The sequence below is a fragment of the Stenotrophomonas sp. 610A2 genome (assembly GCF_030549615.1).
In the GTDB taxonomy this organism is placed as follows: domain Bacteria; phylum Pseudomonadota; class Gammaproteobacteria; order Xanthomonadales; family Xanthomonadaceae; genus Stenotrophomonas; species Stenotrophomonas pigmentata.
Window position 1 is genome coordinate 2,720,414 of the sequence record NZ_CP130832.1, and the last position, 25,336, is coordinate 2,745,749.

Annotated in this window: 28 protein-coding genes and 1 pseudogene; 16 read left to right on the forward strand and 13 right to left on the reverse strand. The window is 63.3% G+C overall.

What is annotated here, in order from left to right; genetic code table 11:
• Positions 1–673: 673 nt before the first annotated feature.
• Positions 674–1,183 (reverse strand): DUF4684 domain-containing protein, encoded by a 510-nt coding sequence (locus tag Q5Z11_RS12185; RefSeq protein ID WP_253247590.1) that lies wholly within the window; start codon positions 1,181–1,183, stop codon positions 674–676.
• 384 nt (positions 1,184–1,567) lie between these two features.
• On the opposite strand from Q5Z11_RS12185, the gene Q5Z11_RS12190 reads away from it, so the two are divergent.
• Positions 1,568–2,491, forward strand: coding sequence for a hypothetical protein (locus tag Q5Z11_RS12190; RefSeq protein ID WP_303746668.1), 924 nt, complete (start codon positions 1,568–1,570; stop codon positions 2,489–2,491).
• A gap of 46 nt (positions 2,492–2,537) precedes the next feature.
• On the opposite strand, the gene Q5Z11_RS12195 is transcribed toward Q5Z11_RS12190, so the two are convergent.
• Positions 2,538–2,846, reverse strand: coding sequence for a hypothetical protein (locus tag Q5Z11_RS12195; protein ID WP_088375439.1), 309 nt, complete (start codon positions 2,844–2,846; stop codon positions 2,538–2,540).
• Positions 2,847–2,996: 150 nt separating this feature from the next.
• Here Q5Z11_RS12195 and Q5Z11_RS12200 point away from each other — a divergent pair, with 150 nt between their 5' ends.
• Positions 2,997–3,299 carry a helix-turn-helix domain-containing protein gene (locus Q5Z11_RS12200; RefSeq protein ID WP_405051692.1) on the forward strand — a complete coding sequence of 101 codons (303 nt, stop codon included), beginning with the start codon at positions 2,997–2,999 and terminating at the stop codon, positions 3,297–3,299.
• On the opposite strand, the gene mobQ is transcribed toward Q5Z11_RS12200, so the two are convergent.
• Entirely contained in the window at positions 3,265–5,211 is a 1,947-nt protein-coding gene (gene mobQ / locus Q5Z11_RS12205; protein WP_088375444.1) for a MobQ family relaxase, read from the reverse strand. The two genes, Q5Z11_RS12200 and mobQ, sit on opposite strands and share 35 nt — an antisense overlap.
• Positions 5,212–5,590: 379 nt before the next feature.
• Between mobQ and Q5Z11_RS12210 the strand changes: the two genes are divergently transcribed.
• Both Q5Z11_RS12210 and Q5Z11_RS12215 read left to right on the forward strand, forming a co-directional pair.
• The gene (locus Q5Z11_RS12210) at positions 5,591–5,956 is read left to right on the forward strand and encodes a conjugal transfer protein TraD (protein WP_088375440.1); all 366 of its coding nucleotides are present in this window, start codon (positions 5,591–5,593) and stop codon (positions 5,954–5,956) included.
• Positions 5,953–7,596 (forward strand): type 4 pilus major pilin, encoded by a 1,644-nt coding sequence (locus tag Q5Z11_RS12215; RefSeq protein ID WP_303746669.1) that lies wholly within the window; start codon positions 5,953–5,955, stop codon positions 7,594–7,596. The genes Q5Z11_RS12210 and Q5Z11_RS12215 overlap by 4 nt, the downstream gene beginning before the upstream one ends.
• Positions 7,597–7,608: 12 nt before the next feature.
• Here the strand turns inward: Q5Z11_RS12215 and Q5Z11_RS12220 are convergent, their stop codons facing one another.
• A complete protein-coding gene (locus tag Q5Z11_RS12220) occupies positions 7,609–8,181 on the reverse strand; it encodes a hypothetical protein (RefSeq protein WP_088375442.1) in 573 nt (190 codons plus the stop codon).
• A 430-nt stretch (positions 8,182–8,611) separates the two neighbouring features.
• On the opposite strand from Q5Z11_RS12220, the gene Q5Z11_RS12225 reads away from it, so the two are divergent.
• Together Q5Z11_RS12225 and Q5Z11_RS12230 are read left to right on the forward strand one after the other, a co-directional pair.
• Positions 8,612–8,914: a type II toxin-antitoxin system HigB family toxin gene (locus tag Q5Z11_RS12225; RefSeq protein WP_303746670.1), complete on the forward strand. Its 303-nt coding sequence runs from the start codon at positions 8,612–8,614 to the stop codon at positions 8,912–8,914.
• A gap of 8 nt (positions 8,915–8,922) precedes the next feature.
• Entirely contained in the window at positions 8,923–9,276 is a 354-nt protein-coding gene (locus Q5Z11_RS12230; protein WP_303746671.1) for a helix-turn-helix domain-containing protein, read from the forward strand.
• Between the two features lie 532 nt (positions 9,277–9,808).
• Here the strand turns inward: Q5Z11_RS12230 and Q5Z11_RS12235 are convergent.
• Positions 9,809–10,183 carry a DUF7079 family protein gene (locus Q5Z11_RS12235; protein WP_450097588.1) on the reverse strand — a complete coding sequence of 125 codons (375 nt, stop codon included), beginning with the start codon at positions 10,181–10,183 and terminating at the stop codon, positions 9,809–9,811.
• A 313-nt stretch (positions 10,184–10,496) separates the two neighbouring features.
• Between Q5Z11_RS12235 and Q5Z11_RS12240 the strand changes: the two genes are divergently transcribed.
• The 7 genes from Q5Z11_RS12240 to Q5Z11_RS12270 all read left to right on the forward strand — a co-directional run bounded on the left by Q5Z11_RS12240 (position 10,497) and on the right by Q5Z11_RS12270 (position 17,384).
• On the forward strand, positions 10,497–10,946 hold the full coding sequence (locus Q5Z11_RS12240) for a GNAT family N-acetyltransferase (RefSeq protein ID WP_303746673.1): 450 nt from the start codon (positions 10,497–10,499) through the stop codon (positions 10,944–10,946).
• 195 nt (positions 10,947–11,141) lie between these two features.
• Positions 11,142–11,429 (forward strand): hypothetical protein, encoded by a 288-nt coding sequence (locus Q5Z11_RS12245; protein WP_303746674.1) that lies wholly within the window; start codon positions 11,142–11,144, stop codon positions 11,427–11,429.
• A 211-nt stretch (positions 11,430–11,640) separates the two neighbouring features.
• Positions 11,641–12,636: a C13 family peptidase gene (locus Q5Z11_RS12250; RefSeq protein ID WP_303746675.1), complete on the forward strand. Its 996-nt coding sequence runs from the start codon at positions 11,641–11,643 to the stop codon at positions 12,634–12,636.
• An 87-nt stretch (positions 12,637–12,723) separates the two neighbouring features.
• Positions 12,724–14,100: an ATP-dependent RNA helicase DbpA gene (gene dbpA, locus Q5Z11_RS12255; protein ID WP_303746676.1), complete on the forward strand. Its 1,377-nt coding sequence runs from the start codon at positions 12,724–12,726 to the stop codon at positions 14,098–14,100.
• Between the two features lie 36 nt (positions 14,101–14,136).
• The gene (locus Q5Z11_RS12260) at positions 14,137–15,228 is read left to right on the forward strand and encodes a sensor histidine kinase (RefSeq protein WP_303746677.1); all 1,092 of its coding nucleotides are present in this window, start codon (positions 14,137–14,139) and stop codon (positions 15,226–15,228) included.
• Positions 15,225–15,932 carry a LytR/AlgR family response regulator transcription factor gene (locus tag Q5Z11_RS12265; RefSeq protein ID WP_303746678.1) on the forward strand — a complete coding sequence of 236 codons (708 nt, stop codon included), beginning with the start codon at positions 15,225–15,227 and terminating at the stop codon, positions 15,930–15,932. The genes Q5Z11_RS12260 and Q5Z11_RS12265 overlap by 4 nt, the downstream gene beginning before the upstream one ends.
• A 114-nt stretch (positions 15,933–16,046) precedes the next feature.
• Complete coding sequence (locus Q5Z11_RS12270) at positions 16,047–17,384, forward strand: acyl-CoA thioesterase/bile acid-CoA:amino acid N-acyltransferase family protein (RefSeq protein WP_303746679.1); 1,338 nt, start codon at positions 16,047–16,049, stop codon at positions 17,382–17,384.
• Positions 17,385–17,391: 7 nt separating this feature from the next.
• Here Q5Z11_RS12270 and Q5Z11_RS12275 read toward each other — a convergent pair whose 3' ends face one another.
• From Q5Z11_RS12275 to Q5Z11_RS12305, 7 genes and pseudogenes are all read right to left on the reverse strand, one after another.
• Complete coding sequence (locus Q5Z11_RS12275; RefSeq protein WP_303746680.1) at positions 17,392–17,724, reverse strand: hypothetical protein; 333 nt, start codon at positions 17,722–17,724, stop codon at positions 17,392–17,394.
• Positions 17,724–18,215: a thioesterase family protein gene (locus Q5Z11_RS12280; RefSeq protein ID WP_303746681.1), complete on the reverse strand. Its 492-nt coding sequence runs from the start codon at positions 18,213–18,215 to the stop codon at positions 17,724–17,726. The genes Q5Z11_RS12275 and Q5Z11_RS12280 overlap by 1 nt, the downstream gene beginning before the upstream one ends.
• A gap of 83 nt (positions 18,216–18,298) precedes the next feature.
• A pseudogene (locus tag Q5Z11_RS12285) lies at positions 18,299–18,505 on the reverse strand (acyl-CoA thioesterase domain-containing protein); the annotation flags it as partial.
• A gap of 34 nt (positions 18,506–18,539) precedes the next feature.
• Positions 18,540–19,082: an adenine phosphoribosyltransferase gene (locus tag Q5Z11_RS12290; protein ID WP_303746682.1), complete on the reverse strand. Its 543-nt coding sequence runs from the start codon at positions 19,080–19,082 to the stop codon at positions 18,540–18,542.
• 14 nt (positions 19,083–19,096) lie between these two features.
• Positions 19,097–20,659 carry a protein adenylyltransferase SelO gene (locus Q5Z11_RS12295; RefSeq protein WP_303746683.1) on the reverse strand — a complete coding sequence of 521 codons (1,563 nt, stop codon included), beginning with the start codon at positions 20,657–20,659 and terminating at the stop codon, positions 19,097–19,099.
• 37 nt (positions 20,660–20,696) lie between these two features.
• Complete coding sequence (locus Q5Z11_RS12300) at positions 20,697–21,389, reverse strand: glutathione S-transferase family protein (RefSeq protein WP_303746684.1); 693 nt, start codon at positions 21,387–21,389, stop codon at positions 20,697–20,699.
• Between the two features lie 164 nt (positions 21,390–21,553).
• A complete protein-coding gene (locus tag Q5Z11_RS12305) occupies positions 21,554–21,763 on the reverse strand; it encodes a cold-shock protein (protein ID WP_054659637.1) in 210 nt (69 codons plus the stop codon).
• A gap of 309 nt (positions 21,764–22,072) precedes the next feature.
• Between Q5Z11_RS12305 and Q5Z11_RS12310 the strand changes: the two genes are divergently transcribed.
• The gene (locus Q5Z11_RS12310; RefSeq protein ID WP_303746685.1) at positions 22,073–22,558 is read left to right on the forward strand and encodes a YaiI/YqxD family protein; all 486 of its coding nucleotides are present in this window, start codon (positions 22,073–22,075) and stop codon (positions 22,556–22,558) included.
• A 3-nt stretch (positions 22,559–22,561) separates the two neighbouring features.
• Here Q5Z11_RS12310 and Q5Z11_RS12315 read toward each other — a convergent pair whose 3' ends face one another.
• Entirely contained in the window at positions 22,562–23,431 is an 870-nt protein-coding gene (locus Q5Z11_RS12315) for a pseudouridine synthase (protein ID WP_303746686.1), read from the reverse strand.
• Between the two features lie 63 nt (positions 23,432–23,494).
• Here Q5Z11_RS12315 and Q5Z11_RS12320 point away from each other — a divergent pair, with 63 nt between their 5' ends.
• Entirely contained in the window at positions 23,495–24,043 is a 549-nt protein-coding gene (locus tag Q5Z11_RS12320; RefSeq protein WP_303746687.1) for a YaeQ family protein, read from the forward strand.
• 6 nt (positions 24,044–24,049) lie between these two features.
• A complete protein-coding gene (locus Q5Z11_RS12325) occupies positions 24,050–25,240 on the forward strand; it encodes a BaiN/RdsA family NAD(P)/FAD-dependent oxidoreductase (protein WP_303746688.1) in 1,191 nt (396 codons plus the stop codon).
• Positions 25,241–25,336: the final 96 nt, after the last annotated feature.

The window sequence follows — 25,336 nt, forward strand, 5'->3', positions numbered from 1 at the left end:
CTCCCCTAACCCCGCTGACTAAAAGCGGTGGGGTGGACTTGGCCCGTGCGTTGCCCCGTGATGGCGGCCCCTAGCACTCAGGGCGTGGTGATTCTCTGCTCTGCACCACTACGACAGGTTCACGCGAGCAACCGCGCCGGGTCCGGGTCCTGTCACCAAGGTTCTCTTGGCGTCTCTCCGGTGTTGCTTTACTTTTCCCGTGCCCAGGCGCGTTTTTCCTGGGGCTTCTCCTAGCAACGAACCATTGGTAACGGGACCGCGAATGGGAGACGCTGCTGGGGCCAGATTGAGCACTCCCCAGTTACCATCGACATCTGCGTTACCTGGCTGGCGCGAGTTTCACCCCCCTCGCTTTACTGCCTGCGCACCCGGTGGCGGTCAGCCCGAGCCCGCAATGGGCTCCCGGAAACCGTGCGCACCCCAACTCAATGGGTCGTCGTGATACGGCTACCAACGGCCTTCGGGCTGGGCAGACAGGGAGGAGAGAAAAGGAGGGGGGCTTGCGGGTCCGTCCAGGCTTGCTAAGGTGTCCTCAAGGGGCACCGCCTGGGCATGTCGTAGCTGATTCCTACATTTGCTCGCCTCCGAGTCGCTCAAACTCGGGGGCCATGAATCCAAACTAAGACGCCCTCGGCTTTTGTCAAGCCGGGGCGTTTTCGGCTCGGAAGGCAACTTAGGAAGCGCGACCATCCACAAGGAGCGCGTTGAAGGCTTCGCCTATTGCCTTCTCCGTCTCCTGGATTTGCTCCAGAGCAGCTTGGATGTGGTTATGGAGTTCCTTCTCATCACCCCCGTCAGGAACGTCTGACGCGATTTTCCAGGCGCTGTGGAGGCGGCTCGTCTGAGAGAGCGCAAACGCCAAGCGGTTCGCAGTCCTCTCGCCAAATAGGTCTGCTTTTTCTAGAAACTGTGAAGGAAGTTCCACTTTTACTTCATAGGCTTTGCCTGCAAAAACTCGCCTCAGCGCCTGGCTGTCAATCAGATCCAGGAGAGTCGTTGTATCGCCGTTTGATGGAACGACTGACGCTCGGAAGCGCGCGATGTCTATCTGTGCTGCTCCGACCGGCGCCGTCATTATCTGGGCCAGCAAGCGACGGGTGGCGGCCCGCTCCCTCGCCCTTCGCATGCCGTCCGCTATCCATATGCCCAATGCGATAAGAGCTGCAATGGCTGTCCAGTCCAAGCCTGAGTCTTTACAGAGCCACACGGATTCACCATCCTTCAGTCGTAGCGGTTGAAGCAATCCTGCTTGCGCGCGTGATCCTAGGCAAGACCTTAACGAGGCCGGTTCGATACCTGGTAGGAGACGGATGTGCTCGTAACAAAGGTTTTAGGCCCGTGCCCCGCCTGCGGTCATGGGCGATACGGCAATGTAGACGTATACGGCAATCATGTCCTTCGGGGATGCGAGCGTTGCCGGGTGTCAGAGCAGCTCTGGCTTCCCCCACTTCGCAAGAAGATCCTATATCTGGACCAACCGTTTTTCAGCGGGGCGTTTCGTGGGGGGGAGAGGAACCGTCACTATGTCGAACTCGCAGACCACATACAACGCGCAGCCTCGGCGCAGTTGGTCACCATCCCCCGCTCTTCGATACACGACTACGAGACGCGGCTTTGGGAACGCGGTGACGAGCTCTTGGAGTTCATCAAACGAACAAGCCGTGGCCACACATTTGAGAGGGCATACAACGTCGAACGCCGGCAGATACTGGCAGGGTTTAGACGCTGGCTCGCAGGCGAGGTGGCAGCCTATCCGTTAACCCAGTCCGAGGCGCTTTCTGAGCGGGTGCACGACTGGGATGGCTACTTTGTGGTGGGGGTCCGGCACCAGCCAGGAGACAACGAGGCCCAGCGAGAGTTCAAGCGGCAGTCGTTGGAAGGTTTGCTTAACCTTTTCGACGGCTGGCGGGCGTCTGAGGAAACGTTTGAGCAGTGCGTTGCCGGAGAGCTGGCCGGAGCGAAAAGACTTTACCTGGATACCTTCCTCACCTACTTCACAAGGGTGGGGCAAGGGGATTTCTCCGCTCTGCTTGACTCTCCAATAATCTCGAAGGTGGTGGAGCAGATGCGGCATCTCCTCCCGCCAGAGCAAACGTTCCAAGAATCAATGCGAGCCTGTGCTTCCTTCTTCGATTCCGAGCATTTCGCGCAGCTTCCATTCCAGCATGTGCGTGCTTGCTCATACGCCACGCTTCAGAGGATGGTTCGGAACGGCGCTTATGTAAATCTTGAGCGTGCTCGCGGGAAGCTGAGCGGGTTCTACTCAGATGTGGACCATGCAGCGTTCTACGCACCATATTGCGATGCCATAGCGTTGGACCAGGCGATGGCAGAGCTGATGGGTGAAAGAGGAATAGACCTGGAGCAGGCCTTCGGAGTAAAGGTGTTTAGCCTGAATCACCTCGAAGAGTTCCATGGCTGGTTGGACGCGTTAGAGGCGGGCGTCACCGATGAACATCGTCAGGCCTTGTCCAACGCGTATCCAGAGTGATGCCTTCTTGGTTGTTCGCACGCATCCGTAGCTAAGCATCCCCGTGTCAGGAAATGATGCTCAGCGCAAGAATCGCCAGCATCGGAACCATGGCGATGAGCCCGATGAAGCCCCAGATGCCGCAGGCCGTGATTGCCCATAGCTGGCCCACATTGAAGTGACCAGCGCTGCGCTGTGCAGCCGCGTATGCCGCTGCGGGTTGGAGTCGCTCCGCGCGCCTCCGCAGCACGCGGGACATCACTGGCCCAATGATGAACCCAAAAGGTCCGGTTAACAGAACCGCGACGCAGAAGCAAAGGGTTAGACGTGCCTGCGGGGTCATCACTGAGGTGGTGGGGGCTGGTGCGTAGTTCATGGCCGTTCCCTGGGCGGGTAGCGGGGTGCTACCTTTAAGGTAGAGACTACCTCAAAGGGAGCGTTGCAGTCATGCTGAAAGTTGGTCTTTTTGCCGGTTGCGCACGTGTCCCAATCACCCCCAGCCCCCCGCCAGCTTTTCGCCGACCGGCTGAGGCAGGCCCGAGCACTGCGCGGGGTCGGCAGCCAGCGCGCCTTAGGTCTGCTCATGGGGCTTGATAAGAACCTGGCCGGCAACAGGGTCAACCGGTATGAAAGCCAAGCGCGGGGGATAGACCTGGACGGGCTGGGCAAGCTCGCCGAGGTGCTTGGCGTTCCAATGGCCTACCTGGTGGCCGAGGACGAAGCGATGGCCGACGCGGTGCTGGCGCTTGCTCAGTTGTCTCCGGAGCAACGCGCCAAGGCGGTTGCGGCCCTGCTCAAGGCCGCGGGGACGGACGACGGGGCGGACTGACCGACTCCGTTGGCCGCAAGGCCTGCTCCGGGGTCTGCGGCACCGGGCCCATCTCCCGCATCGGCGCGAGCTCGTCAGTAGGTTTGACGGGCGGGAAGTGCTTCGGGAAGTGCGTCAAAAAATCCGCCTGCGCAAGCTCGAACGCCACCCCGGCTTGGTTCTTGGCCTCCCGGGTCGTATCGCGGAGCTTCCGAGCCTGCTGCTCCTGCGCCTTCGCTTGCCGCTTCTGTTCCTGCGCCGCCTGGGCAGCCTTGTCTTCGGCGGTAGGCCGTCCCACCTTGCGCAGCGCCGTAGACAGGAAATCTGCGGGCACCGGGAAGGTGTTGGCGTCAGCCACGGCCCTGCGCCGGGCCAACCGAGCCTGTTGCCGTTCTTCGCTCGCCTGCACATGTGCAGCCCGGCATTCGAGCAGGTCTGTGTGGCACTTGATGAGTGCGCGAGAGGCAGAACGTTGCTCAGGCGTGGCGTTGCTGTTGCCAGATTGAAGGGCCCGGCGTGCCACCTTGAACATCTGTTCAATCATTTCTTCTAGATTCTTCGCCGCCTGGTCTCCGGCCATGATTTCCGCCTGTCTGTTCTGTGTGTGTTTGCGTGAAGCGCGCTCGATGCCTGCCGCCCCCTTGCCCTGCTGACCGCCCCCAACGGGGGCCTGCCGGGGCATGGATGACCCGGCTTTGTGCGCAGCTGGACGCTGTGCACGCGCCTGGATGGCGGCCCCTGCCCTGGGTGTCAGCTCTTGGGCTGAAATCCTGAGCACCGCTGGACGAGGGTCGTGATATCGCGGTGCATCTGGCCGCAAAACACGACTAAATCCGCCGGCTTCGGGCGCTCGTCGTCCCCCCGCGGCCAAGCCAGGGTTAAGGCTGTGGAGTGGGCGCAGCGCAGGCACGCGCTCGTCGCCAGGTCCGGGTTTTCGGACTCGGACAGCATCAAGGCTATGTCGAGTGAGAGCGGGGGCGCGGCGTCGCTGGGGGTGGGCTGAGTCATGGCGTGAGGCCTGTGGGGTAGAAGGGGAACTGCGAGACGGGGCGGCCGACTGTTGGCGCTCCAGCAACGCACGGGCGTGCAGGGCCTGCTCGTCGACCATGCCCAGCCGGCCTTCGGCGGCGGCTTGGGACTTGAGTTCGCGGAAGCGGTCGGCCTGGGCCTGGGCTTGCTGGGCGTTTTCGGCCCGCACCCTCTGGACGCGTTCGACGCGGGGGCTGCGCTTGCCCCGACGGGCGGCAGCGGTGGCGGTCCGGCCCACCTTGGGCTCCGGCTGGCGGTCCAGCTCGGCGGCCTGGGCAAAGTCGCCCACGGTGACGGCGGCCATCTGCCGGTCCAGCAAGCTGCGGTGGTCCACGCGCGCGACCAGGCCGGCGCGTTCCAGGTGGGCGTTGATGGTGTCGGCCACCTGGGCGCGCACTTCTTCCACGGCCCCGGTTTTGCGGTCGTCCAGTTCGCGCGTTTTTGCGCCCAATCCGGTCGGCTCCATTCGCCGCGTCGTCGCCAAAATGTGCACGTGGTGGTTGCGCTCATCGGCCTTCTTGTCCGGGGCATGGATGGCGAACATGGCCGCAAAGCCGAAGCGGTCCACTAGGTTGGCGGTGATGTCGCGGGCCAGCTCTGCGCGTTGTTCCTCGGTCAGCTCGTGCGGCAGCGACACCAGGAACTCCCGTGCCACCACCGAGTTTTTCCGCGTCTCGGCGGCTTCGGCAGCGTTCCAGAGTTGGGCCGGGTCTTGAACCCACTCGAGGGAGCCGGCCGGGGCCAAAATGCCCGAGGCCACCACGCCCTGCTTGCGGGTGTAATCGTGACGCTCGCCCGTGCGCAGGTCGGTGACGTCTAGGCCCGCGCGATACGCCGCGCCGGCCACGGCGCTGGCGCCCTGGCTTCGGCTGACGGTTTTGATTTCGCAACGGTAAATGGCCACACGGTCCCCAAGCTTCGGCAAACCCGCCAGTCCCCGTTTACGGGGGCGTCCGGCGGAAGGGGGCAGCGAGTGCGTAGCGCTCGCGGGGTGTCGGGGGCGAAGCCCCTGACCGCGGGCAAACTCGAAGAGTTTGCATAACCGCGCTCTTGTTGTTTTCTTCGGGCGCTTCGCACCCTCTGAAAACCGCATGAGAACCGGGCTGCTCGCTGCGCTCGCTGGCCCCTACATCCAGCGTCCCATGCACGCAGAAACTGTCAACTTTTTAGCCAAAATAAAAAGCGGCGCTCGCTGCTCGCTCGCGCCAGTTTTGGGGCGATGCCCCTTGCGCTCCGCGCTGAATCTGCTTGCATGGGTTATCAGGACTTAATGCAGGCGTGCCGTGGCGGATGTTGAGAAGCAAAAACTAAAACTGGCGAAGATTCTTGAAGTCGCCGCGAAGGAGCAAGCAAAGCTCATGCTGGCCGAGAAACAGCAGAAGCAACGGCAGGCCCGCCACGCCGCACGCGAGAAGGCCAAGGAACGCGCCGCACTGTTTCGCAGCGCCGATGCGCACCGCAAGATTGTGCTCGGCGGGTTGACCATCGCTGCGGGTGCGGACGACTGGGACCCGGCAGAAATCGTCGGGGCGCTCCTGGTCATTGCAACCCAACTAGAGCGTGAGCCGCAAAAGCGGGAAGCACTGCGGGAACGCGGCATCAAACACTTGGAAGAACGTGCAGCTGCACGTGAGGCGGCACGATCATGAGTGCTCTGCGTCCTAACAAACTCGTCATGGGCTACACCTTGGTCGAGGTTCTGCTGGTCCTCGGCGTCTCGTCCGCGATAGCGGCCGCCGGCTGGCTGTTGTTCGGCCCGACAAGCGTGGCCGCAGATGTGAAACAGACGCAGTTGGATTTCAGCGAAACGGCCAACGCCATCGACCGTAGCCTAGGAATCCTCGGGGGCTTCTCCGGGCTGTCAACGTCCCTCGTTAAAGCCGACGGCCTGGCTGCGCAGCGTCTCCGCCGCGATGGCGGCCTGCTCAACGCCTGGGGCGGTTCGGTCTCTTTCCTGCCGAACACGGTGCGACGCGGAAACGACTCGTTTTTAGTCGAAACCCGCGACGTGCCCAAGTCCGCGTGCGTCCGGCTGATTGGGGCCATGGCCGGCGATTCGGCTGTTTGGGATGCTCAGGTCAACGGCCAGTCGGTCTACGTGGGCCACAAATACGACCCCGCAACCGCTACGGTCGCCTGCGAGCGCGACGGCGGGGACCGGGTCGGTTTTGTGTATTTCTCCGGCTTGGCGTCCGGCTCGTCAGTCGCGGTGTCACCCATTGCACTGCCCCCTGCTCCGCCATCGGTGGACCCGGTCAACCCCAGCACTCCGGTGGGCCCGGTCGATGGGGCCCCCGAAGTGGACGATGCAATGCCTGGAACGCCTGGCGTGGTGCCGCCCGGACCGCCGGCGATACAGCCGCCGGTCGTGCCAACGGCCCCGCCAGCACCAGCAACTCCGACGACTCCCCAGCCGTCGCCGGTTGTCACGCCGACACCGACGCCGACACCGTTGGCTACGTGCGCAGTGCCGTCACCCGCGTCGAGAACTGAGACGGAAAGCCAGGCCGTGGGTTGCCCTGCCGGACAGTTGGGCAGCCTGGCCCAGAGCCGCAGCCGGGCCGGCACCTATGCCTGTCCTGAGGCTTGGGCCGCCCCGGTCCTGACCTGGGGCGGGTGGAGCGCCTGGGCCACCACGTCCAGCACATGCGCGCCGGCCTGCGTGCTGCCGAACCCCAGCATGCAAACGAATACCGAGACCCGCACCGCGTCGCAGACGCTGGCATGCCCATCGGGCCAGCTCGGGGGCATCACGCAAACACGGCAGGAACAGCGGACGCAGACCCGTGCGGCGTCCTGCCCGGCGCCCACCGGGACGTATGCCTGGGGCACCTGGTCGGCGTGGTCGGCCTGGGCTGGCATCACGACCTGGGTCACCACCTCCAACACCTGCACAACCCCGGCACCACCGGCAAAAACCTATCCGTCCTACAGCGGGAAATCGTGGATTTCCTGGGGCGACGGTGGGCTTTACGGCTGGGGCGTGTTCTGCTCGGTCTCTCAGTTCTACGCTGACCAATCGCACTGCACGCAGAGCGTTAATACCAACGATGACGCGACGTTTTCCCCTGTAATGCCTCAAGAGCAGGCGTTGACGACAGAGCGCCGGTCCTGCGTTGCTGCGCTTCAGCAGAAGCTGACCCCGATGCCTGGATTTGGCTCCCCAAGCACCGGGACCGTGAGTTGGCCGACAGAGTGCGCATGTGAAACGGTGGGGGCCGGGTCAGCCTTCTACTGGCAGAGCGTGGGCGCATCCGACTGGTCCGCTTACGAGTTCAAATGCCCGTAAACGGCCATTGAATCACTCAGTGGAGAGAGAGACCGGGCCATGGCGCTCGGTCTTTCCATTGATGAGCTGCAGCAAGGTGCCGCCCGCTACCAGCCATCCATTTCCGTTGGCACGGTCGGCCTTGCTGAAGCCGGCCGCCCCGTCGTTGCGCAGCGTCGGGGCTCCGGCATTGCCGTCCCGATAGAACTGGCTCCAAGCCCTGGCTGCCGGCGTCATCGTCAGCAGCCTTTGCCAAGGGTGGCTATGAATGGTTTCGCCGGTAAAGACGAAGCCTTCCAGCACATCGCTGGTCCGAATGGCGCAGCCGTGGGGGACGCCATCCGTGTAAAGGCGGAACGAAAAGCGCTGCCCATCGCTGGCGATTGCACCGCAGGCCTCGGTTCCGCTCTGCCGGGTGAAGTCGTGAAGCGCGCGGCCAGACCGAATAAGGAAATCAGCCAATGCTTCCCCTGGTTCGCTGGAGTAGTCGCCCAGGTGCTGACGCTCCCAACCCTGTTTGATTCCGGTGGGCGGAATCGAACCGCCCTGCGCCCAAGCCGGGCCGCCGGCCACCAATGCCAAAACTGCCAAGATTTTCCACAGCATGCCGTCCTCTTTCGAGAACGGCCGCCCACGAGCCCCTTACCGTGCTGCATGCTACGATTGGGTATCGTTTGAGGTATCGTTTTGAGGGGACGGCGTCACCGGCTTTTCCTTGCAGTTCAACTGCTTAGGAAGGGGTGCCAGGACGATCCGCCCACCTCCACCATTAGATGGACCGTCAAGGTCCCGACCAGGCCGGAAACCCAGTAGCAACAAGGGTTTCCGGCCTTTTTTGTTTCCGCGTCCGCGCGACTGCGGGAGTGCCCTTGGGCATTTGGAGGGTCTCGTGCTGTGGATTCATCCCGACGCTCCACTTGCCCGCGCTGGAAGATCCCTTGGCTCCTACTTCCTGGAAGGGCGGGGCCTGACCAGCTGACAACTCTGGGCTCATAGGACCTTGCCATAGTCCCAATTTGGGACTATGGTTTCCCCTATGCGAGTCATAGCCCTTTCGACGCTCAAGGCGTTCTGGCAAGACAAACCCGAATATGCCGATGCCGAAGAGCCGACGATGGCTTGGTACAAGCATGCTGACGCGGCCGACTGGAGCCAGCCAGCTGAGGTCAAGGCGGATTTCGGCAACGCAAGCATCCTCAAGGACGGCAGGGTTGTCTTCAACATCGCAGGCAACAAATACAGGCTGATCGTCTGGATCAACTATCACTATCGAGTCGTGTACGTACGTTTCATTGGTACTCATCCGCAGTACGACGCCATCGACGCCCAAACCATTTGAGGTAATCCATGGACATCAAGCCCATTAAAAATGAAGCCGACTACCGTGCCGCATTGGGCGAAATCGACGGCCTGATGATGGCTCTTCCCGATACTCCGGAGGGCGATCACCTGGATGTCCTTGTCACGCTGGTGCAGGCTTATGAAGCAAAGCACTATGCGCTTGAAGCGCCCAACCCTATTGAGGCCATCAAGTTCCGCATGGAGCAGTCTGGCCTGACAGTGAAGGATCTGGTCTCCAGCATTGGTCAGCCAAACCGGGTGTATGAGGTACTGAACGGCAAGCGCGAGCTGACACTCCCAATGATCCGCAAGCTGCACAAGAACCTTGGCATTCCCGTAGAGAGCCTTGTCGCAGCCTGACCCCCTTCCCAAGCCTCATTATCTGCGGCCTCTGTACGTCGGCGTCTTTCCTTGTGCATGGACAGGTTACTGATTGCCGAGCTGATCAAGGCAGTCGCGCTGATCAACGCCCCACCCTCAACCCGCACATGAGGCGCTGATCAGCACAGGCACTCATCACAGCCTCGCGCCCTCGATTTGCGAGCAGCAATCAACACTGTCGCGGCCCGTATCGTCACTTCATGGCGCGGCACCCATTCCTCACAGCCTGCCCTGCCCGTCTCGTAGCTCAGGTGGGCAACAGACCACGCTCCCGCGTGGCGTAATGTGATGATCAAGTTTGACGAACCACGATTCGCCGAGCCGCTCGACCAGGTGAGAGGCAGCCACCTCGTTGACATAGATTGCCGTCGGCCACCCTTTGAAGTTGGCAGCTCTTGCCGAAGTAACGCTTTCTGGAAGCATGGCCCAGCACGGAAGCTGGTGGCCTCAACTGCCGGGAGCGGTTCGGGACTGAAAGTAGTCGAGCCCCGCCGTCGGCTTGAATGAATCATCAACTGGCGCGCGCATCACTTCTGCTCTGGACGATGGCAGCGCTGAGCTTGCGCCACCAGTTTGCCGCGTATGGATGCAGCCATTTGCGTGGCAAGGGCTTGCCAAACCGGGATTTACGAAGCACGCGCTCCTTGAGCCAGTCGATCTTGAATCCGGCCCACTCGGGAGCAGGAAACATCGCCATATTGAATGAAACAGCGGGGCGCACTTCGTTCCAGAAGATGGCTTCCAGTTCTTCAAGCGAGTACTTGGACTGCGCGCAGGCGCGAGCGACGTCTGCAAGAAAGATCAACGGATCGGTGTCCATCCAGAAATTCTGCATGTGATCCCACACCGGGGTGCGATCCTGAATGTCTTCGCAGGGCGGCCTCATGCCAGCAAGCTACCAGATAGCCGGATCCTTGGTCCCCATCATGTGACTGGCACACAGAACGCTGGATAGTGGGCTTCTCCGCAGATCGAGCAAACCACGCTCACCCCGGTATGCTGCTGCCGTGCCGCCCGTCATCGGAGATGGCGCACAACATCTGCGGTCTGGCTGGATCTGGATTGCGCCGCGCCATAATGTGATCCTGCTCCGTGCTGATGATCATCCGACTCGTATCCAGCAGCTGCACTGCCATCTCTTCGAGCCATCAGGTTAGCCAACGTCGAAGCCATCAGAACCAATCGCAAGGAGATAGAAGATGGAAATATCCGTTCGTCCTGCCACTGCTACTGACATGGAACCCGTCGCCTCGCTCTTTGATGAATACCGACAGTTCTATGGTCAAGCTTCCGATCCCGGCTTGGCCGGGGAGTTCATTGGCGCCCGTCTGCACGAGGGATCTTCCCTGATCCTGGTTGCCCTTGATTCGGCTGGCCATACTCTCGGCTTCACCCAGCTCTATCCACTGTTCGATTCAGTTGGCGCAACGAAAAGCTACGTTCTCTACGACCTGTTTGTGTCCCCGGACGCTCGTCGTCTTGGCGTGGCCAGAAAGCTGATGATCGCGGCCGTTTCCACAGCGAAAGGGCTTGGAGCTGGACGCATTGAACTGCAGACCGCGAAGGACAATGTTCCAGCGCAAAGACTGTATGAAGGCCTCGGATGGGTCCGGGACAACGATTTTTACGTCTACGCCATTGCACCATGAAGCAACGCCCGCCCAGGTCCTCCAGCCACCAACCGCACACGCTGTCCAGCGGGCCCTGAGATCCCCTGCCCCGCTCCGCATCAGCCTTGTCAGATAAATCCTAGTCTCTATAAGGTGTAACCCTCATTGAGGTAAGGGCATCCCCGACAGCACCATTGCAAGCTATTGGCTGGCAGCCATCACAGCGGGTGCTGTATGGACTACGAGAAGTTGCGGGATAGCTTCGATGTTCTTGCGCAGCAGGTCGTGCAGGACGCGACGTCGCTTGGCGAGTACGAGCGCAAGCAGAAACTGCTGGAGATGCATCAACTGGTCGACAAGATCGTCGAGGTGGTGCCAGACGATGACGAACAGGCCAGCATCCTGTGCCGGCTGGAAGATCTGGTCTACCGCGCCAACAGCGCCATCAACGCCGCTGAGCAGCTTGAGAACCTGAGGAAGAAGTCCGCCCTGGCCTATGGCTGGTCGCTGCACACGGACTGATTTGACCGAGCGCACCCAGGCCGCAAGGGATTGGCCGCTGGATTGGCAATTTTGGTCGCTCGCGACATCACTTCTGAGAGCCGGCGACTCCGCACTACGCATTCAGCCCTGAACTCCGGCACCATAGCCATCAGGGCCGCCTACGGGCGCGCACTGGATGCAGCAAGGTCGGCTCGACCTTGCCGCCTACCCACCGTCATGGATTACGGCAATGGCAGCCCAACGCGCTTCCCAGCATTCACCTACCCGGCTGATGAGAGCCGTCGCCAACGTATTGTTCGCCGCCTGTGCGGCCTGGCCTGCACTCGCTGGCGCCGCCGCAGCACCCGAGCGGCAAGCCACCACACCCAAACTCGAAGGCAGCCAGCTCACGATGCTGGACGCCGCTTTGGCGAGCCTGCCAGCCCAGCGCCCCGGCGTCACCGACATCTATGTACTCGGCGTGGCCGGCGATGCCGACGAAGACGTGTTCCCCAATGAAGTGGCCTACCTGCGGCAACTGTCGGCAGCACGCTGGGGTGCCGAAGGCCGCATGATCAGCCTAGTCAATCAGCCCGCCTTGGGTCATGGCGGCCCGCCGCAGGTTCTGGCTACCGCCGACAGCATCGGCCATGCCCTCAAGGGACTCGGGCAGAAACTGGATCCGAATGAAGACGTGCTGTTCCTCTACCTGACCAGCCACGGCCTCCATGACAACAGCGTCTATCTGCACACCGGCCGCGACCAGGAAGATTACCTTGCACCAGCGCAGCTCGCGCGGATGTTGGACGAAGCACAGATCGGCAATGCGGTGGTCGTGGTTTCGGCCTGTTTCTCAGGCGCCTTCGTCCCAGCGCTGATTTCTCCGCAACGTATGGTGATCACCGCGGCGCGCAAGGATCGCCCCTCCTTTGGCTGCGGCAATACCGATAGCGCCACCTGGTTTGGCCGCGCCTTCCTGGTCGAGGCCTTGAACACCACCAATGACTTCGCCCACGCCTACACGCTGGCTGCAGGCACCGTCCGCCGCCGCGAGAAAGAGCAAGGCGAGCTCCCCTCCGAACCGCAGTTCAAGAACGGCAGGGCGGTGGCAAACGTGCTCGAACAATGGCGCGCTGGCTTGCCAGAGGCTCCCGCTGTGCCCTATCCCTTCGTTTACCAGCGCCCATCCGGGACCAAGACCGTCACACCCAAGAGCAAACCTGCCACCAATAATCGCAAGGGCTGAATCCTCCCCTTGGGCGCTGGATGAAGCCCGCGACGCTACCCATTCAGGATGGCAAGCGCCGCTGCCCGGCTTCTGCGAAAATATGGCATGACTGACTTCTCTTCCCTGCCGCTGTCGCCGGCACTCGCTCCTGGCATCGACGCGCTGGGCTATACCTCGATGACGCCGGTTCAGGCGCTGGCCCTGCCGCCGATCCTGGAAGGCCGCGACGTGATCGCGCAGGCCCCGACCGGCAGCGGCAAGACCGCCGCCTTCGGGCTGGGCCTGCTCAACCGGCTCGACCTGTCGATCAGCCGCACCCAGGCGCTGGTGCTGTGCCCTACCCGCGAACTGGCCGACCAGGTCGGCAAGCAGCTGCGCAAGCTGGCCACCGGCATCCCCAACCTGAAGCTGCTGATCCTCACCGGCGGCATGCCGCTGGGTCCGCAGTTGGCCTCGCTGGAAGCGCATGACCCGCAGGTCGTGGTCGGCACCCCCGGCCGCGTGCAGGAACTGGCGCGCAAGCGCGCGTTGAACCTGGGTCAGGTCCGCAGCTTCGTGCTGGATGAAGCCGACCGCATGCTGGACATGGGCTTCGAGGAGCCGATCCGCGAAATCGCCGGTCGCACCCACAAGGACCGCCAGAGCCTGTTGTTCTCGGCCACCTTCCCGGAAGCGATCCGCGAACTGGCACGTGCCCTGCTCAATGAGCCGGCCGAGGTCACTGTCGATGGCCAGGCCGAAGCGCCGGCCATCCAGCAGCTGTTCTTCGAAACCGAGCCAGCCAATCGCCAGAAGGCATTGGGCGGTTTGCTGCTGAAGTACACCCCGGAATCGGCGGTGGTGTTCTGCAACACCCGCAAGGACGTCGACGAAGTAGCCAACTCGCTGCGCCAGTTCGGCTTCTCGGCACTGGCTCTGCACGGTGACATGGAACAGCGCGACCGCGATGAAGTGCTGATGCAGTTCTCCAACCGCAGTTGCAACGTGCTGGTCGCCAGCGACGTGGCCGCGCGTGGCCTGGACGTGGAAGACCTGGCTGCCGTGGTCAACTACGAGCTGCCGACCGACATCGACACCTACCAGCACCGCGTTGGCCGCACCGGCCGCGCCGGTCGCAATGGTCTTGCACTGAGCCTGGTCGCCGGCCGCGAACGCAGCCGCGCCGATGCACTGGAAGCACAGCAGGGCAAGCCGCTGAACTGGCAGAAGACCCCGCTGGCAACCGCGCGTCCTGCAGAACTACCGCAGGCAGCGATGACCACCCTGCGCATCGATGGCGGCAAGACCGACAAGCTGCGCGCTGGCGACATCCTCGGCGCACTGACCGGCGATGCCGGGCTGTCGGCCAAGGCGATCGGCAAGATCGACATCTTCCCCACCCGCTCCTACGTGGCCATTGCCCGTGAGCAGGTCGGCAAGGCTTTGGCCCGCCTGGAAGCCGGCAAGATCAAGGGCAAGCGTTTCCGCGTCCGCAAGATGTAAGCAGGCGCCGGCCCAGCCCGGCGCTTGAGCGCGCACATGTCATCCCTGCCCGACTCCAGCTCGTCCAGCATTGCGGGTGATACGCATGCCACGGAATTTCCGTGGCGTGCGGTGTGTGCGGGTTGGCTGCTGCTGACCTTGGTCACCTTGCCAGCGGTGCAGCTGACCGGACCCGCAGCCGGTAGTCTGGCTCCTGTCGAGCTGATGCGTTCCCTGCTGTTCCTGCTTGGCATCTACAGTCCATGGCTGCTGGCGACACCTGGCCTTTGGCAGCTTTGCGCGCGCTGGCCGCTGGGCATGGGCAGCGATGCCAAGACGACGAGCAAGCTGCTGGCCGCCGGAATCTGCATCATTCCTGCGCTGTCGCTGATTGGCTGGCTGTTTGGGTACTGCCTCTCACAACTGGCACTGCCACGCACGCTGCCCGACAACTGGCTGCATGCGGTTATCGCCACCAGTCTGTTCGCGCTGCCGACCTATGTCGCAGTCATCGGCATTGGCCAGGCAATGGTCTATATCCGCCGCTATCGCCGCCGTGGTGAGCTGCTGGCGCAGGCACGTGAACAAGCCTTGCGGGCTCGGCTGAATCACCATTTCCTGTTCAACGCGCTCAACGCCATCGGCGCACTTGGCTACCGCGATGCCGAGCGCGCTGACGCTGCCTTGGCGCAGCTGGGCGAGTTGTTGCGCAACCTGCTGCAGAGCGAACCCTTCGTCGCCCTGCGTGAGGAAGTGGCGCAGGCAATGGCCTTCATTGAATTGCAGCGACTGCTGCAGCAACAGCCTGTGCAGGTGCAACTGCAGGCCAGCGCCGATGCTTGGGATGCGCGCGTGCCCAGCCTGCTACTGCAGCCATTGATTGAGAACGCCGTGCGCTTCGCCAGCACCTCGGACACAGACGAGGCCACCATCAACCTGCAGTTCGAGTCGCACGATGATCTGCTTCACCTGCAGATCCGCAACCCGCTTGGCGATGCCGCGGCCGGCATGGGTATCGGCCTGCAAGCCAGCCGCGAACGTCTGCAGGCGATCTATGGCGAGCGTGCCACGCTCCACGCACAACGCGATGGTGCGCACTTCCAGGTAAGCATCCAGCTACCACTTGCCAGCAGCGAGCAATCCGCGTGATCCGCACCCTGATGGTCGATGACGTGGCGCTGGCCCGCGACAAGCTGCGCCATCTTTTAGCTGCGCACCCGGATATCCATATAGTCGGCGAAGCACCCAGCATCGCCCTGGCCCGTTCGCTGCTGGCTACTAACCAGGTCGAGCTGTTGCTACTGGACATCCAGCTGCCCGATGAAGATGGCCTGCAACTCGCACGCAGCCTGCCAGCACCCGCACCAGCAATCATCTTCACCACCGCCCACGCCGTGCATGCGCTGGCCTCCTACGAACTGGGCGCGGTCGACTACCTGCCCAAGCCACTGGATGCCAGCCGGCTCGCAGTGGCGCTGGAGCGCGTGCGGCGACACCTCGCACGCGAAGTGATCAACCCGATGGCGCCGCTGTGCATCCGCAATGGCAGCCGCACCGACTACGTGTCGCCGACCGACATCGACTACATCGACAGCGCCGGCCACTATGCCTGCCTGCATGTCGGCAAGCAGGTGCATCTGCTGCGCGAGAGCATCGGTCGCCTCGCCGAGCAGCTGGCGCCGGCCGGCTTCGTGCAGGTGCAGCGCGCGGTAATCGTCAATTGCGCACGCGTGCGCAGCCTCCTGCCGCGCCGCAATGGCGATGCGACGCTGGAACTGCTCGATGGCACCCAGCTGCCGCTGAGCCGGCTTCATCGCGAGGCATTTGAAGCGACGATGCATCAGCACAACTGATCGCGCACGGTTCACGCCAAGCCCGGCACGGCCTGCGCCATTGGCAGCATCAACATGTTCCGGCGCAGTGCCAGCAGCGGCAACATCGCAGGCCGCTCCTCGTTCACAACACCCATGCTCAAACATCTATTGCTTCCGCTGCTGCTCAGCTGCAGCTCCCTGGCCCTTGCCGCTGAACTGCGCGTATACCCCGTGGACGGTCCAGCCGATCAATCGGTGCAGATCAGCGTTGCCGGCCTGCTACCAACTCAAGCTGTGAAACTGCAACTTTCCATGCAGGACAGCAGCGGTAATCGATGGCTGGCGCACGCAAACTACCGTGCCGATCACCAAGGCATTGCCGATACCGCCACTGCAGGCGCCGAGGCTGGCAGCTACGCGGGTGTCGATGCGACGGGGCTGTTCTGGTCGATGCGGCCAGAAGCTGGCAAAGGCCATCCCACACCACTGCCGATGCGCAGCGATGCCGACGGCTTGCGTTATGCACCAGCAACGATGCAGCTGGAGGCTTTCGTTGATGGCGAACGGATCGGGCAACAGACTTTGCTGCGGCGGATCAATGCAGCCGACGTCGTTGCCACACCATTGCAGGTGCAAGGCGTGGTGGGAAATCTCTATCACCCTGCAGGGGCATTGGATGATGGCCGCCGACACCCAGTCGTGATCACCCTCGGCGGCGCCGAAGGCGGCATCGACACCGCGAATCTATACGCCGCCTGGCTGGCATCCAACGGTTTCGTCGCAGTGGCCGTTGCCTATTACCGGATGCCGGGACTGCCCAAGGATCTGATCCGCGTCCCCATCGACCCGGTCAGCAGCACGGTCGACTGGCTGCGCACCCAGCCCTTTGCTGGCAAGGTCGGCGTGATGGGCGGTTCCTGGGGCGGCATCGTGGCGATGGCAGCCGCCGCACACGACCCGCGCCTGCAGGCGGCGGTGTCGTGGGTAGGCAGTCCCGCGCCGTTCCGCGGCATCCGCCGCGATGTGCAGCCGGCAGATTTCCGCGCGGTTGATGAGCCGGCGTTGAGCGTTGGCGGCCGCGATCTGCCGTTCCTGCCCTATGTGGAACAGCTCAACTGGAACCAGCCCGGTCCGCATGCTGCGGCGCTGGAGCGAGCAATGCTGCCAATCGAACGCATCAACGGCCCGCTACTGCTGGTCGCAGGTGGTGACGATCAGCTCGGGGTTTCCGGCGAGATGGCGGCATTGGCGATGCAACGCCTGAAGCGCCGCAGCGCGCCGCAAGCGGACGCCCTGCTGTATTACTCCGACGCGGGCCACCTGATCACCCCATTCCTGCAGCCCACTACCTTCCGCAGCGATACCGGTCCATACATCCCGGTTGGCGGCACTGCCGAAGGCTATGCCCGCGCCGACCGGGAAAGCGGCCCGGCAGTATTGGCCTTCCTGCGGCAGACGCTGGCCGAAGGGGACATCCGGCTGAACCGCTGAGCCTGCCTCAGGCCGCGCGAGCGCGCGGCGTTGCCCGGAATGCCGCGGCAACAATCGCCACGCTGGCTGCGACAAACAGCGCCAGCGCGGTGGTCTCGCCCATGCCGCGATGGATCAGCAGCAGGTACACGCCGATGCAGGTCGCCAGCGCAAACATCGGCCAGGCAACACGGCGGAACACACGCCAGACCAGCACCGCGCTCAGCACCCAGCCACAGGCAAATGCCACCGGGTCCAAGGCAAGCGAGAACTCATAGACGTTGCAGATGACGAACCACGCAGTCCAGCCAAGCATCGCCAGCAGCAGCGCCAATCCAGCCAACACACGCATGGCGCGCATCAGGCGAACACCGCCACGCTCTGGCGGCCGCGCATCACCACCCGGCCCTGCTCATCCCAGACCTGCATGTCCTGCGATGAATAACCATCGCGCGCATGCTGGCTGAAAGAGCGCAGCAGGAACCACTCACCCTGTGGCACAGGCTCAAGCAGCTCTACGTTCCAGGTGATCGAGCTGATCGGTGCTGGGGTGCTGAAACTGGTGAACGCTGCCGGCGGCATCGCATCGCCCATCGCAATCAGAGCCACGGCAGGATCTACTCCGCTGGCATCCCGATGGCGAATCCAAGTGAGCAACTCCGGAATCTCCGCAGCCGACACCGGCATCGCGCCACCGGCAGGACGCATCTGGAAGTTCCGGGTGAAGGCCGGCGCGAACGGCATCGCTGCCATATCGAAATCGCGGTACGCGGCAGGCCCCTTGGCCGGCAGCTCGCCGGCGAAATCATGCGCAACCGCGCTGTCACGGGCGCGCCCGAGTACCAGCGACAAGCGCGCTGCCAAGGCGTCGCGGAGTACACATCCACGCCAATATTCACCACCGACTTGCCCTCACGCAGCACCGCCGGCTCAAAGCGCAGCATGCCGGCGGCTGGACCTATGAAGGTCACCTGCATCGAGCGCAGCGGTGGCAGCGCTGCCGCGTGGCTCTGCATCGCTGCAGCCACGCCCAACGCACTGAGCACACCGCCATAAGCGGTGCGACCCTGGCGCCAACTGTCAGGGAGCAGCAGCCCTTGTTCACCATCGAAGGAAGACAGCAGCTCACTCAACGTCGGCATTCGGAACTCCGCGGATTAGGGGTGGATCAGGTGCTCAGTAAACCAGTGTAGCGGTCAACGGCAGGCCAGCAGGCCAGCGCTCACGGCCACCAAGGCCATCCAGTTCGACCAGCACCGCGCCACCAAGGACGTGTGCCTCAAGCTGGGCAGCAAGTTGCAAGGCAGCAAGCAAGGTGCCGCCAGTAGCCAGTACGTCATCGACCAGCAGCACGCGCGCGCCCGGCGGGGTTGCGCCGACGCTGACTTCGATGCGATCGGTGCCGTATTCCAGCGCGTATTCCTGCTTCAGCGTTGCGCCCGGCAGCTTGCCCGGTTTGCGCACCGGTACGAAGCCCACGCCAAGCTCCAGCGCCAGCGCGGTGCCGAGGATGAAGCCGCGTGCCTCCACGCCCAGCACCGCATGCAGGCCGGCGTCACGCCACGGCTCGGCCATGGCCTGAACGGCGGCACGGAAGCAGGCGCCATCACCCAGCAGCGGGATGATGTCCTTGAACAGGATGCCGGGCTTGGGGAAGTCGGCGATGTCGCGGATCGGGCGCGACCATTCGGGGTAGGCAGAGGAAGTCATATCGGTCATTCGTGGAGAGGTGCTCAGGAGCTGCACGACAGCATCGAGCAGCCGGCGCGGTTGCGCGCCCATTCCGGACGCTTGTCGGCAAAAGCCTCGCGCCCGGGTTGTTCGTCGTAAGGATGCCGCATCACGTCCAGCAAGTCCGTGATTCCGGCCATATCGCCTTGTTCGGCACGGTCGATGGCCTGCTGGGCCAGCCAGTTGCGCAGCACGTACTTGGGGTTCGCAGCCTGCATGGCATCAAGGCGCTGTTGCGGCGGCTGCCCTGCGCCCTGGACCCGCGCGGCGTAGCGCTGCAGCCAGTCGGTCAGTGCCGGCAGCACCTGCTCGCGGGCAGCCGGCGAGTAGAAGGCCTGCTCCAGCGGGTCAATCTCCGGCGCGTCGATATCAATGGACGCCAAGGCGCGGAACGCCAGCGTCATGTCCATCTCGCCTTCCTGCAGCAACCGCTGGAACTGCGCCATCAGCTCGGCGTCGCCGTCGCGGAATTCGCCCAGGCCGAGCTTGGCGACCAGATGCGCACGCTCTTCGGCCTCATAGCGCGCGCGGAAGCCATCCAATCCGGCCTGCAAGGGTACAACCTCGGCAAACAGCGGCGACAACGCCTGCGCCAACCGCACCAGGTTCCAATACGCCACCTGCATCTGTGTACCGAAGCGATAGCGTCGGCCCTGCGCATCGGTGGTGTTCGGCGTCCAGTCCGGATCGTAGTCCTCGACCCAGCCATAAGGGCCGTAATCCAGGGTCAAACCAAGAATGGACATGTTGTCGGTATTCATCACGCCATGTACGAAGCCGACCCGCATCCACTGCGCCACCATCACTGCGGTACGCGTGCAGACCTGCGCAAACCAGTCGGCATACAGCGCCTCGCCATTGCCTTGCAGCTCGGGGTAATCACGGGCAATGCAGAAATCGACCAGTTGCCGCAGCAGCGCGACATCACCGCGCGCCGACGGCAGCTCGAATGTGCCGAAGCGGATGAACGACGGTGCGACCCGGCACACCACCGCACCGGGTTCGGCCTGCGGATGACCGTCGTAGAACATGTCGCGCATCACCGGCTCGCCCGTAGCAACCAGGCTCAATGCGCGAGTGGTGGGCACACCAAGATGATGCATGGCCTCGGAGCACAGGAACTCACGCAGCGAAGAACGCAGTACCGCGCGGCCATCGGCGCCGCGCGAGTACGGGGTTGGGCCAGCACCTTTGAGCTGCAGTTCCCAACGCTTGCCATTGGCCAGCAACTCACCCAAGGAGATGGCGCGGCCATCGCCAAGCTGCCCGGCCCAGTGACCGAACTGATGCCCGCCGTAATTGGCGGCCCACGGCTGCATGCCGGCGAACAAGGCATTGCCGCCGAAGACCTCGACGAATTCCGGGCTGGTGACCGTTGCCGCATCAAAACCAAGCAACGCAGCGACCTCGGCCGAGTACGCCAGCAGCTGCGGCGCAGCCACCGGCGTCGGCATTACTGTCGACCAGACGGCCCCCAGCACCTCGCGGCGACGCGCACCGGATTCGGGGTCACCCGGCAACTCGTGCTGGAAGCGGTTATCAAATTGCGGAAGCGTGTCGTTCATCAGCTGGAAATGGGGGCTGGCAGGCACCGCTGCAAGCTCAGCGTGCGCCGCCCACCTTGTCCAGCGCACCACCGCGCTGCTCGGCGCGCTGATAGGCAGGCCGCTCCGCAATACGTGCCAGGAAGGCCTGCAGCTTCGGGTAATCGGTCATTGGGCCGGCACGCAGCGCAGCCGCCTGGATGGGGAAGCTCATCTGGATGTCAGCTGCACTGAAGCGCTCGCCGGCAAACCAGGTCGATTCGGCCAGCGTCTGTTCCATCCAGCCCAGGTGCAGGCGCAGCTGCGGGCTGATGAAGGTCTTCATCACTTTGTCGACGATGCTGTGGGCGATCGGCTTGGCGAAAAACGGCAGCGGTGCCTTGCGCACCTTGGCAAACACCAGGCTCATCAGCAGCGGCGGCATCGCCGAACCTTCGGCGTAGTGCATCCAATAGTGATAGTGCAGGCGCTCCGGCGCTTCTACCGGCAGCGGCTGCGGCGACAGCTTGCGCTCCGGGTCGTAGCGGTCGGCCAGGTATTCGAGGATGGCCCCGGATTCAGCCAGGATCAGCGTCCCGTCCTGCAGAACCGGCGACTTGCCGAGCGGATGCACCTTGCGCAGTTCCGCTGGCGCCAGCCAGGTCTTTGGGTCGCGCTTGTAGCTGACCACTTCGTAGGCCAAGCCGAGCTCTTCCAACATCCACAGCACGCGCTGCGAGCGCGATTGTTCCAGATGGTGCACGGTGATCATCGCTGGCTCCAGCTCAATTCAATCGAAATCGAAGCTGCATCCTAACCAGCGCCGGCAGAACGCAGCGTCAGTGCGAGACGAAACCCGATGGGAAAGCACAAATAAAAACGCCGGAAGCTTTCGCTTCCGGCGTTCCAAGCAACCTTACGGTAGCAAGGGGTCGATTAGACCGCCTGCACCTGGTCAGCCTGCATACCCTTCTGGCCCTGCACGGCGACGAAAGTCACCTTCTGGCCTTCCTGCAGCGACTTGAAGCCGTTGCCCTGGATGGCGCGGAAATGCACGAACAGGTCCGGGCCGCTTTCCGGGGTGATGAAGCCGAAGCCCTTAGCGTCGTTGAACCACTTGACAGTGCCGGTCTGACGATCAGACATGTACTAACTCCTGAAACATAAGTTGAAATAATCGCAGCCACCGGAGATCGGGGCCGAGACTGAGTTGCAGGCGTTGGTAAAGCGGATCGATGAGCCGATCAAGAAGATCAACTGCATCAGGCCACGATTCACGGTGACCCTTGCAAGCACAGTGGGATGGACAATACGCCGCTTTGTTCCAAAAAGCGATAATTACCGTATTCAGAAACCCATTTTGATTCAGTTCGTCCATTAAGTGGCTGAAATTAGTCAATTTTCTGACGATAGCCCGGAACCAGCAAAGTCCGAAAATCCAATAGACTGCGCGGCATGAGCCCTGAAGACGCCGTTTCCGCCACCCGTTCGCCCACCCAGATCTGGGTCGATGCCGATGCCTGCCCCGTTGTGATCAAGGAAATCCTGTTCCGCGCCGCCGAACGGGCCAAGGTCGAGACCGTGCTGGTCGCCAACCAATGGTTGCGTACCCCGCCCTCGCGCTTCATCCGTGCCATGCAGGTGCCCGGCGGCCCGGATGTTGCCGACGATGCCATCGCCGAACGGGTCAATCCCGGCGATCTGGTGGTCACCCAGGACATTCCCCTGGCAGCACGCGTGCTGGAAAAGAAAGCCATCGCGCTGAATCCGCGTGGTGAGCTCTACACCACCAACACCATTGCCGAGCGCTTGTCCGTGCGCAATTTCATGGAAGAACTACGCGGGGCTGGCATCCAGACCGGCGGCCCAGCCACCTTGCACGCGCGTGATCGCCAGGCTTTTGCCGCGCAGCTCGACCGCTGGCTGGCGCAGCGGCGCTGAAACTCACAGAAGCTCACGCCCACTACGGAACGCCCGCTGCCGTCCGTCGAGCGGATCGACGAAGCTCAGATGCCGTGCCAGCAGTTGCAGCGGCTGGCTGTAGTCATCAGCCGCGCGCTCGAGCACCTGCGGGTAGAAATCGTCACCGATGATAGCCGCGCCCAGCGCCGCCATATGCACGCGCAACTGATGCTTGCGCCCACTCACGGGCTCCAGCGCATAGCACCAGATATCACCACGCCGCTCGATGACATCCACCCGGCTCAAGGCATTGGCCTCGCCCGCCAGCTCGGCCATGCGGAAGAAAGGCTCGCCGCGGCCGATGCGACTGTTCCGCTCTAGCGGGAACTGCAGCGCCGGCAAGGCCGGAGCAAGGGCTTCATAGCCCTTGTCGATGCGGCGCTCGGCGAACAACCGCTGGTACAAAGCTCGTGTGTCCGGGTTACAGGAGAACAGGACCAGTCCGGCGGTGCCGCGATCAATCCGGTGCAGCGGCACCAGCTCGCGATTGCCGGTGCTGGCGATCAGCCGCGCAAGCAAGGTCTGTCGTACGAAGCGCCCGGCCGGGGTGACTGGCAGGAAGTGGGGCTTGTCGGCCACCAGCAGGTGCGCATCCTGGTACAGGATCTGCTCGGCGAAAGGTACTTCCGGCTCGTCGGCAACCTCGCGGAAGTACTGGATCTCCAACCCCGCCCGCCACGGCTGCGTCGGCAGCAACGGCTGGCCGTCACTGCCCTGCACCCTGCCCCGCGCAAACCGGTCCTGCCATTGCACCTGGCCTATCGCCGGAAACCGCGCGCACAAACCTTCCAGCAGGCTGGTCCACGGGCCTGGCGCAAGTTGCAGGCGGCTGGGCAGATCATGATCAGGCACGTCGGGGCGGGTCCGTTGCAGGGCAAGGCATTATGATGGGCGGTCTTTGTACCCGGTATTCCCATGGCCCTCACCGCCACCATCCGCAAGGCCGAGCTGCAGATCAGCGACATGGACCGCGGCTACTACGCGACCCACAACCTGACCCTGGCCCAGCATCCCTCCGAAACCGACGAGCGCCTGATGGTGCGCCTGCTCGCCTTCGCCCTCAATGCCGAGGACCGGCTGGAGTTCGGCAAGGGCCTGAGCAGCGAGGACGAGCCGGACCTGTGGCAGCTGGACTACACCGGCGATATCGAGCAGTGGATCGATCTCGGCCACCCGGACGAGTCGCGCGTGCGCAAGGCCTGCAACCGCAGCCGCCGCGTGCAGATCGTCAATTACGGCGGCAATGCCTCCGATATCTGGTGGCAGAAGCAGGGCAAGCACCTGACCCGCTTCAACAACCTGTCGGTGGTCGACCTGCCGTCTGCGTTCGTCGAGCGCTGGGGCGAACAGGTGCAGCGGGCGATGCGCTGGAGCGTGCTGATCCAGGATGGCGAGGTGCAGATCCTCAATGATCACATCCAGCTGGACGTGATCCCGGTGTGGCGCAAGCGCCCGGCGGAGTAAGCAGTAGTGGCAGACAAGCTAATCCGCTGCGACGTATTGGTGATCGGCGCTGGCGCGGCCGGGCTGATGTGTGCGCTCACCGCCGGCCAGCGCGGCCGCATCGTGCAGGTGATCGATCATGCCAACAAGGTTGGCAAGAAGATCCTGATGTCCGGCGGTGGCCGCTGCAACTTCACCAATACCGGCACCACCGCAGCGAACTTCATCTCGAACAACCCGCACTTCTGCAAATCAGCGCTGGCGCGTTATACGCCGGCCGATTTCATCGAGATGGTCGAGCGCCACGGCATCGCCTATCACGAGAAGGAACTCGGCCAGCTGTTCTGCGATATCTCCTCCAAGCAGATCGTAAAGATGCTGCTGGACGAGTGTTCCGACGCCGGCGTGCAGATCCGCACCGACTGCGGCGTGCAGCAGATCGAGCGTGGCACCGATGGTTTCCGCGTGCGTACCGCGCAGGGCCTGTTCCACAGCGCCTCGGTGGTGATCGCCACCGGTGGCTTGTCGATTCCCAGCATGGGCGCCAGCGGCTTCGGTTACGAGGTGGCGCGCAACTTCGGCCACGAACTGCTGCCGACCCGTGCTGGCCTGGTACCGCTGACGCTTAGCGGCACCCACCAGGAACGCTTTGCCGAGCTCAGCGGCGTTGCGCTGCCAGTGGAGGCGCGCTGCAACGGCAAGAGCTTCCGCAATTCCATGCTGATCACCCATCGCGGTGTCAGTGGCCCGGCGATCCTGCAGATCTCCTCGTACTGGCAGCCCGGCAACGACCTGCGACTGGACCTGCTGCCCGATCACGACGCAGCTGAATGGCTGCGGCAGATGAAGCGAGAGCGCGGCGCCTCCGAACTGCGCACCGTGCTGTCCGAGGTCATGCCGAGGCGACTGGCCCTGCGCCTGTGCGAGCAATGGCTGAAGGACAAGCCGATGCGGCAGATGGACGAGCCCGAACTCAAGGCAGCCGCCAGCCTGCTGTCGGACTTCCCGTTGGTGGCCAGCGGCACCGAGGGCTACCGCACCGCTGAAGTCACCCTGGGCGGCGTCGATACCCGCAAGGTCTCCTCCTCGACGATGGAATCCCAGCTCGTCCCCGGCCTGCATTTTGTCGGCGAGGTACTGGACGTGACCGGTTGGCTGGGCGGCTACAACTTCCAATGGGCCTGGGCATCCGGCCGCGCCGCCGGCATGGCGGTGTAAGCGGATTCATCCACTCAGGACGCCCGCCATGCGGCCGCGCGCAATCCCTGCCGCTGCGCGCCCGGTCCGCGGCGGCAACGCCCCGCTGCCCGCCTT

Excerpts from the sequence above, each read along its gene's own strand:
- Q5Z11_RS12195 (WP_088375439.1), bottom strand. The coding sequence starts at position 2,846 with ATGAACTACGCACCAGCCCCCACCACCTCAGTGATGACCCCGCAGGCA.
- Q5Z11_RS12215 (WP_303746669.1), top strand. The coding sequence starts at position 5,953 with ATGAGTGCTCTGCGTCCTAACAAACTCGTCATGGGCTACACCTTGGTC.
- Q5Z11_RS12220 (WP_088375442.1), bottom strand. The coding sequence starts at position 8,181 with ATGCTGTGGAAAATCTTGGCAGTTTTGGCATTGGTGGCCGGCGGCCCG.
- Q5Z11_RS12225 (WP_303746670.1), top strand. The coding sequence starts at position 8,612 with ATGCGAGTCATAGCCCTTTCGACGCTCAAGGCGTTCTGGCAAGACAAA.
- Q5Z11_RS12230 (WP_303746671.1), top strand. The coding sequence starts at position 8,923 with ATGGACATCAAGCCCATTAAAAATGAAGCCGACTACCGTGCCGCATTG.
- Q5Z11_RS12235 (WP_450097588.1), bottom strand. The coding sequence starts at position 10,183 with ATGAGGCCGCCCTGCGAAGACATTCAGGATCGCACCCCGGTGTGGGAT.
- Q5Z11_RS12240 (WP_303746673.1), top strand. The coding sequence starts at position 10,497 with ATGGAAATATCCGTTCGTCCTGCCACTGCTACTGACATGGAACCCGTC.
- Q5Z11_RS12245 (WP_303746674.1), top strand. The coding sequence starts at position 11,142 with ATGGACTACGAGAAGTTGCGGGATAGCTTCGATGTTCTTGCGCAGCAG.
- Q5Z11_RS12250 (WP_303746675.1), top strand. The coding sequence starts at position 11,641 with ATGGCAGCCCAACGCGCTTCCCAGCATTCACCTACCCGGCTGATGAGA.
- dbpA (WP_303746676.1), top strand. The coding sequence starts at position 12,724 with ATGACTGACTTCTCTTCCCTGCCGCTGTCGCCGGCACTCGCTCCTGGC.
- Q5Z11_RS12260 (WP_303746677.1), top strand. The coding sequence starts at position 14,137 with ATGTCATCCCTGCCCGACTCCAGCTCGTCCAGCATTGCGGGTGATACG.
- Q5Z11_RS12270 (WP_303746679.1), top strand. The coding sequence starts at position 16,047 with ATGCTCAAACATCTATTGCTTCCGCTGCTGCTCAGCTGCAGCTCCCTG.
- Q5Z11_RS12275 (WP_303746680.1), bottom strand. The coding sequence starts at position 17,724 with ATGCGCGCCATGCGTGTGTTGGCTGGATTGGCGCTGCTGCTGGCGATG.
- Q5Z11_RS12290 (WP_303746682.1), bottom strand. The coding sequence starts at position 19,082 with ATGACCGATATGACTTCCTCTGCCTACCCCGAATGGTCGCGCCCGATC.
- Q5Z11_RS12295 (WP_303746683.1), bottom strand. The coding sequence starts at position 20,659 with ATGAACGACACGCTTCCGCAATTTGATAACCGCTTCCAGCACGAGTTG.
- Q5Z11_RS12300 (WP_303746684.1), bottom strand. The coding sequence starts at position 21,389 with ATGATCACCGTGCACCATCTGGAACAATCGCGCTCGCAGCGCGTGCTG.
- Q5Z11_RS12305 (WP_054659637.1), bottom strand. The coding sequence starts at position 21,763 with ATGTCTGATCGTCAGACCGGCACTGTCAAGTGGTTCAACGACGCTAAG.
- Q5Z11_RS12310 (WP_303746685.1), top strand. The coding sequence starts at position 22,073 with ATGAGCCCTGAAGACGCCGTTTCCGCCACCCGTTCGCCCACCCAGATC.
- Q5Z11_RS12320 (WP_303746687.1), top strand. The coding sequence starts at position 23,495 with ATGGCCCTCACCGCCACCATCCGCAAGGCCGAGCTGCAGATCAGCGAC.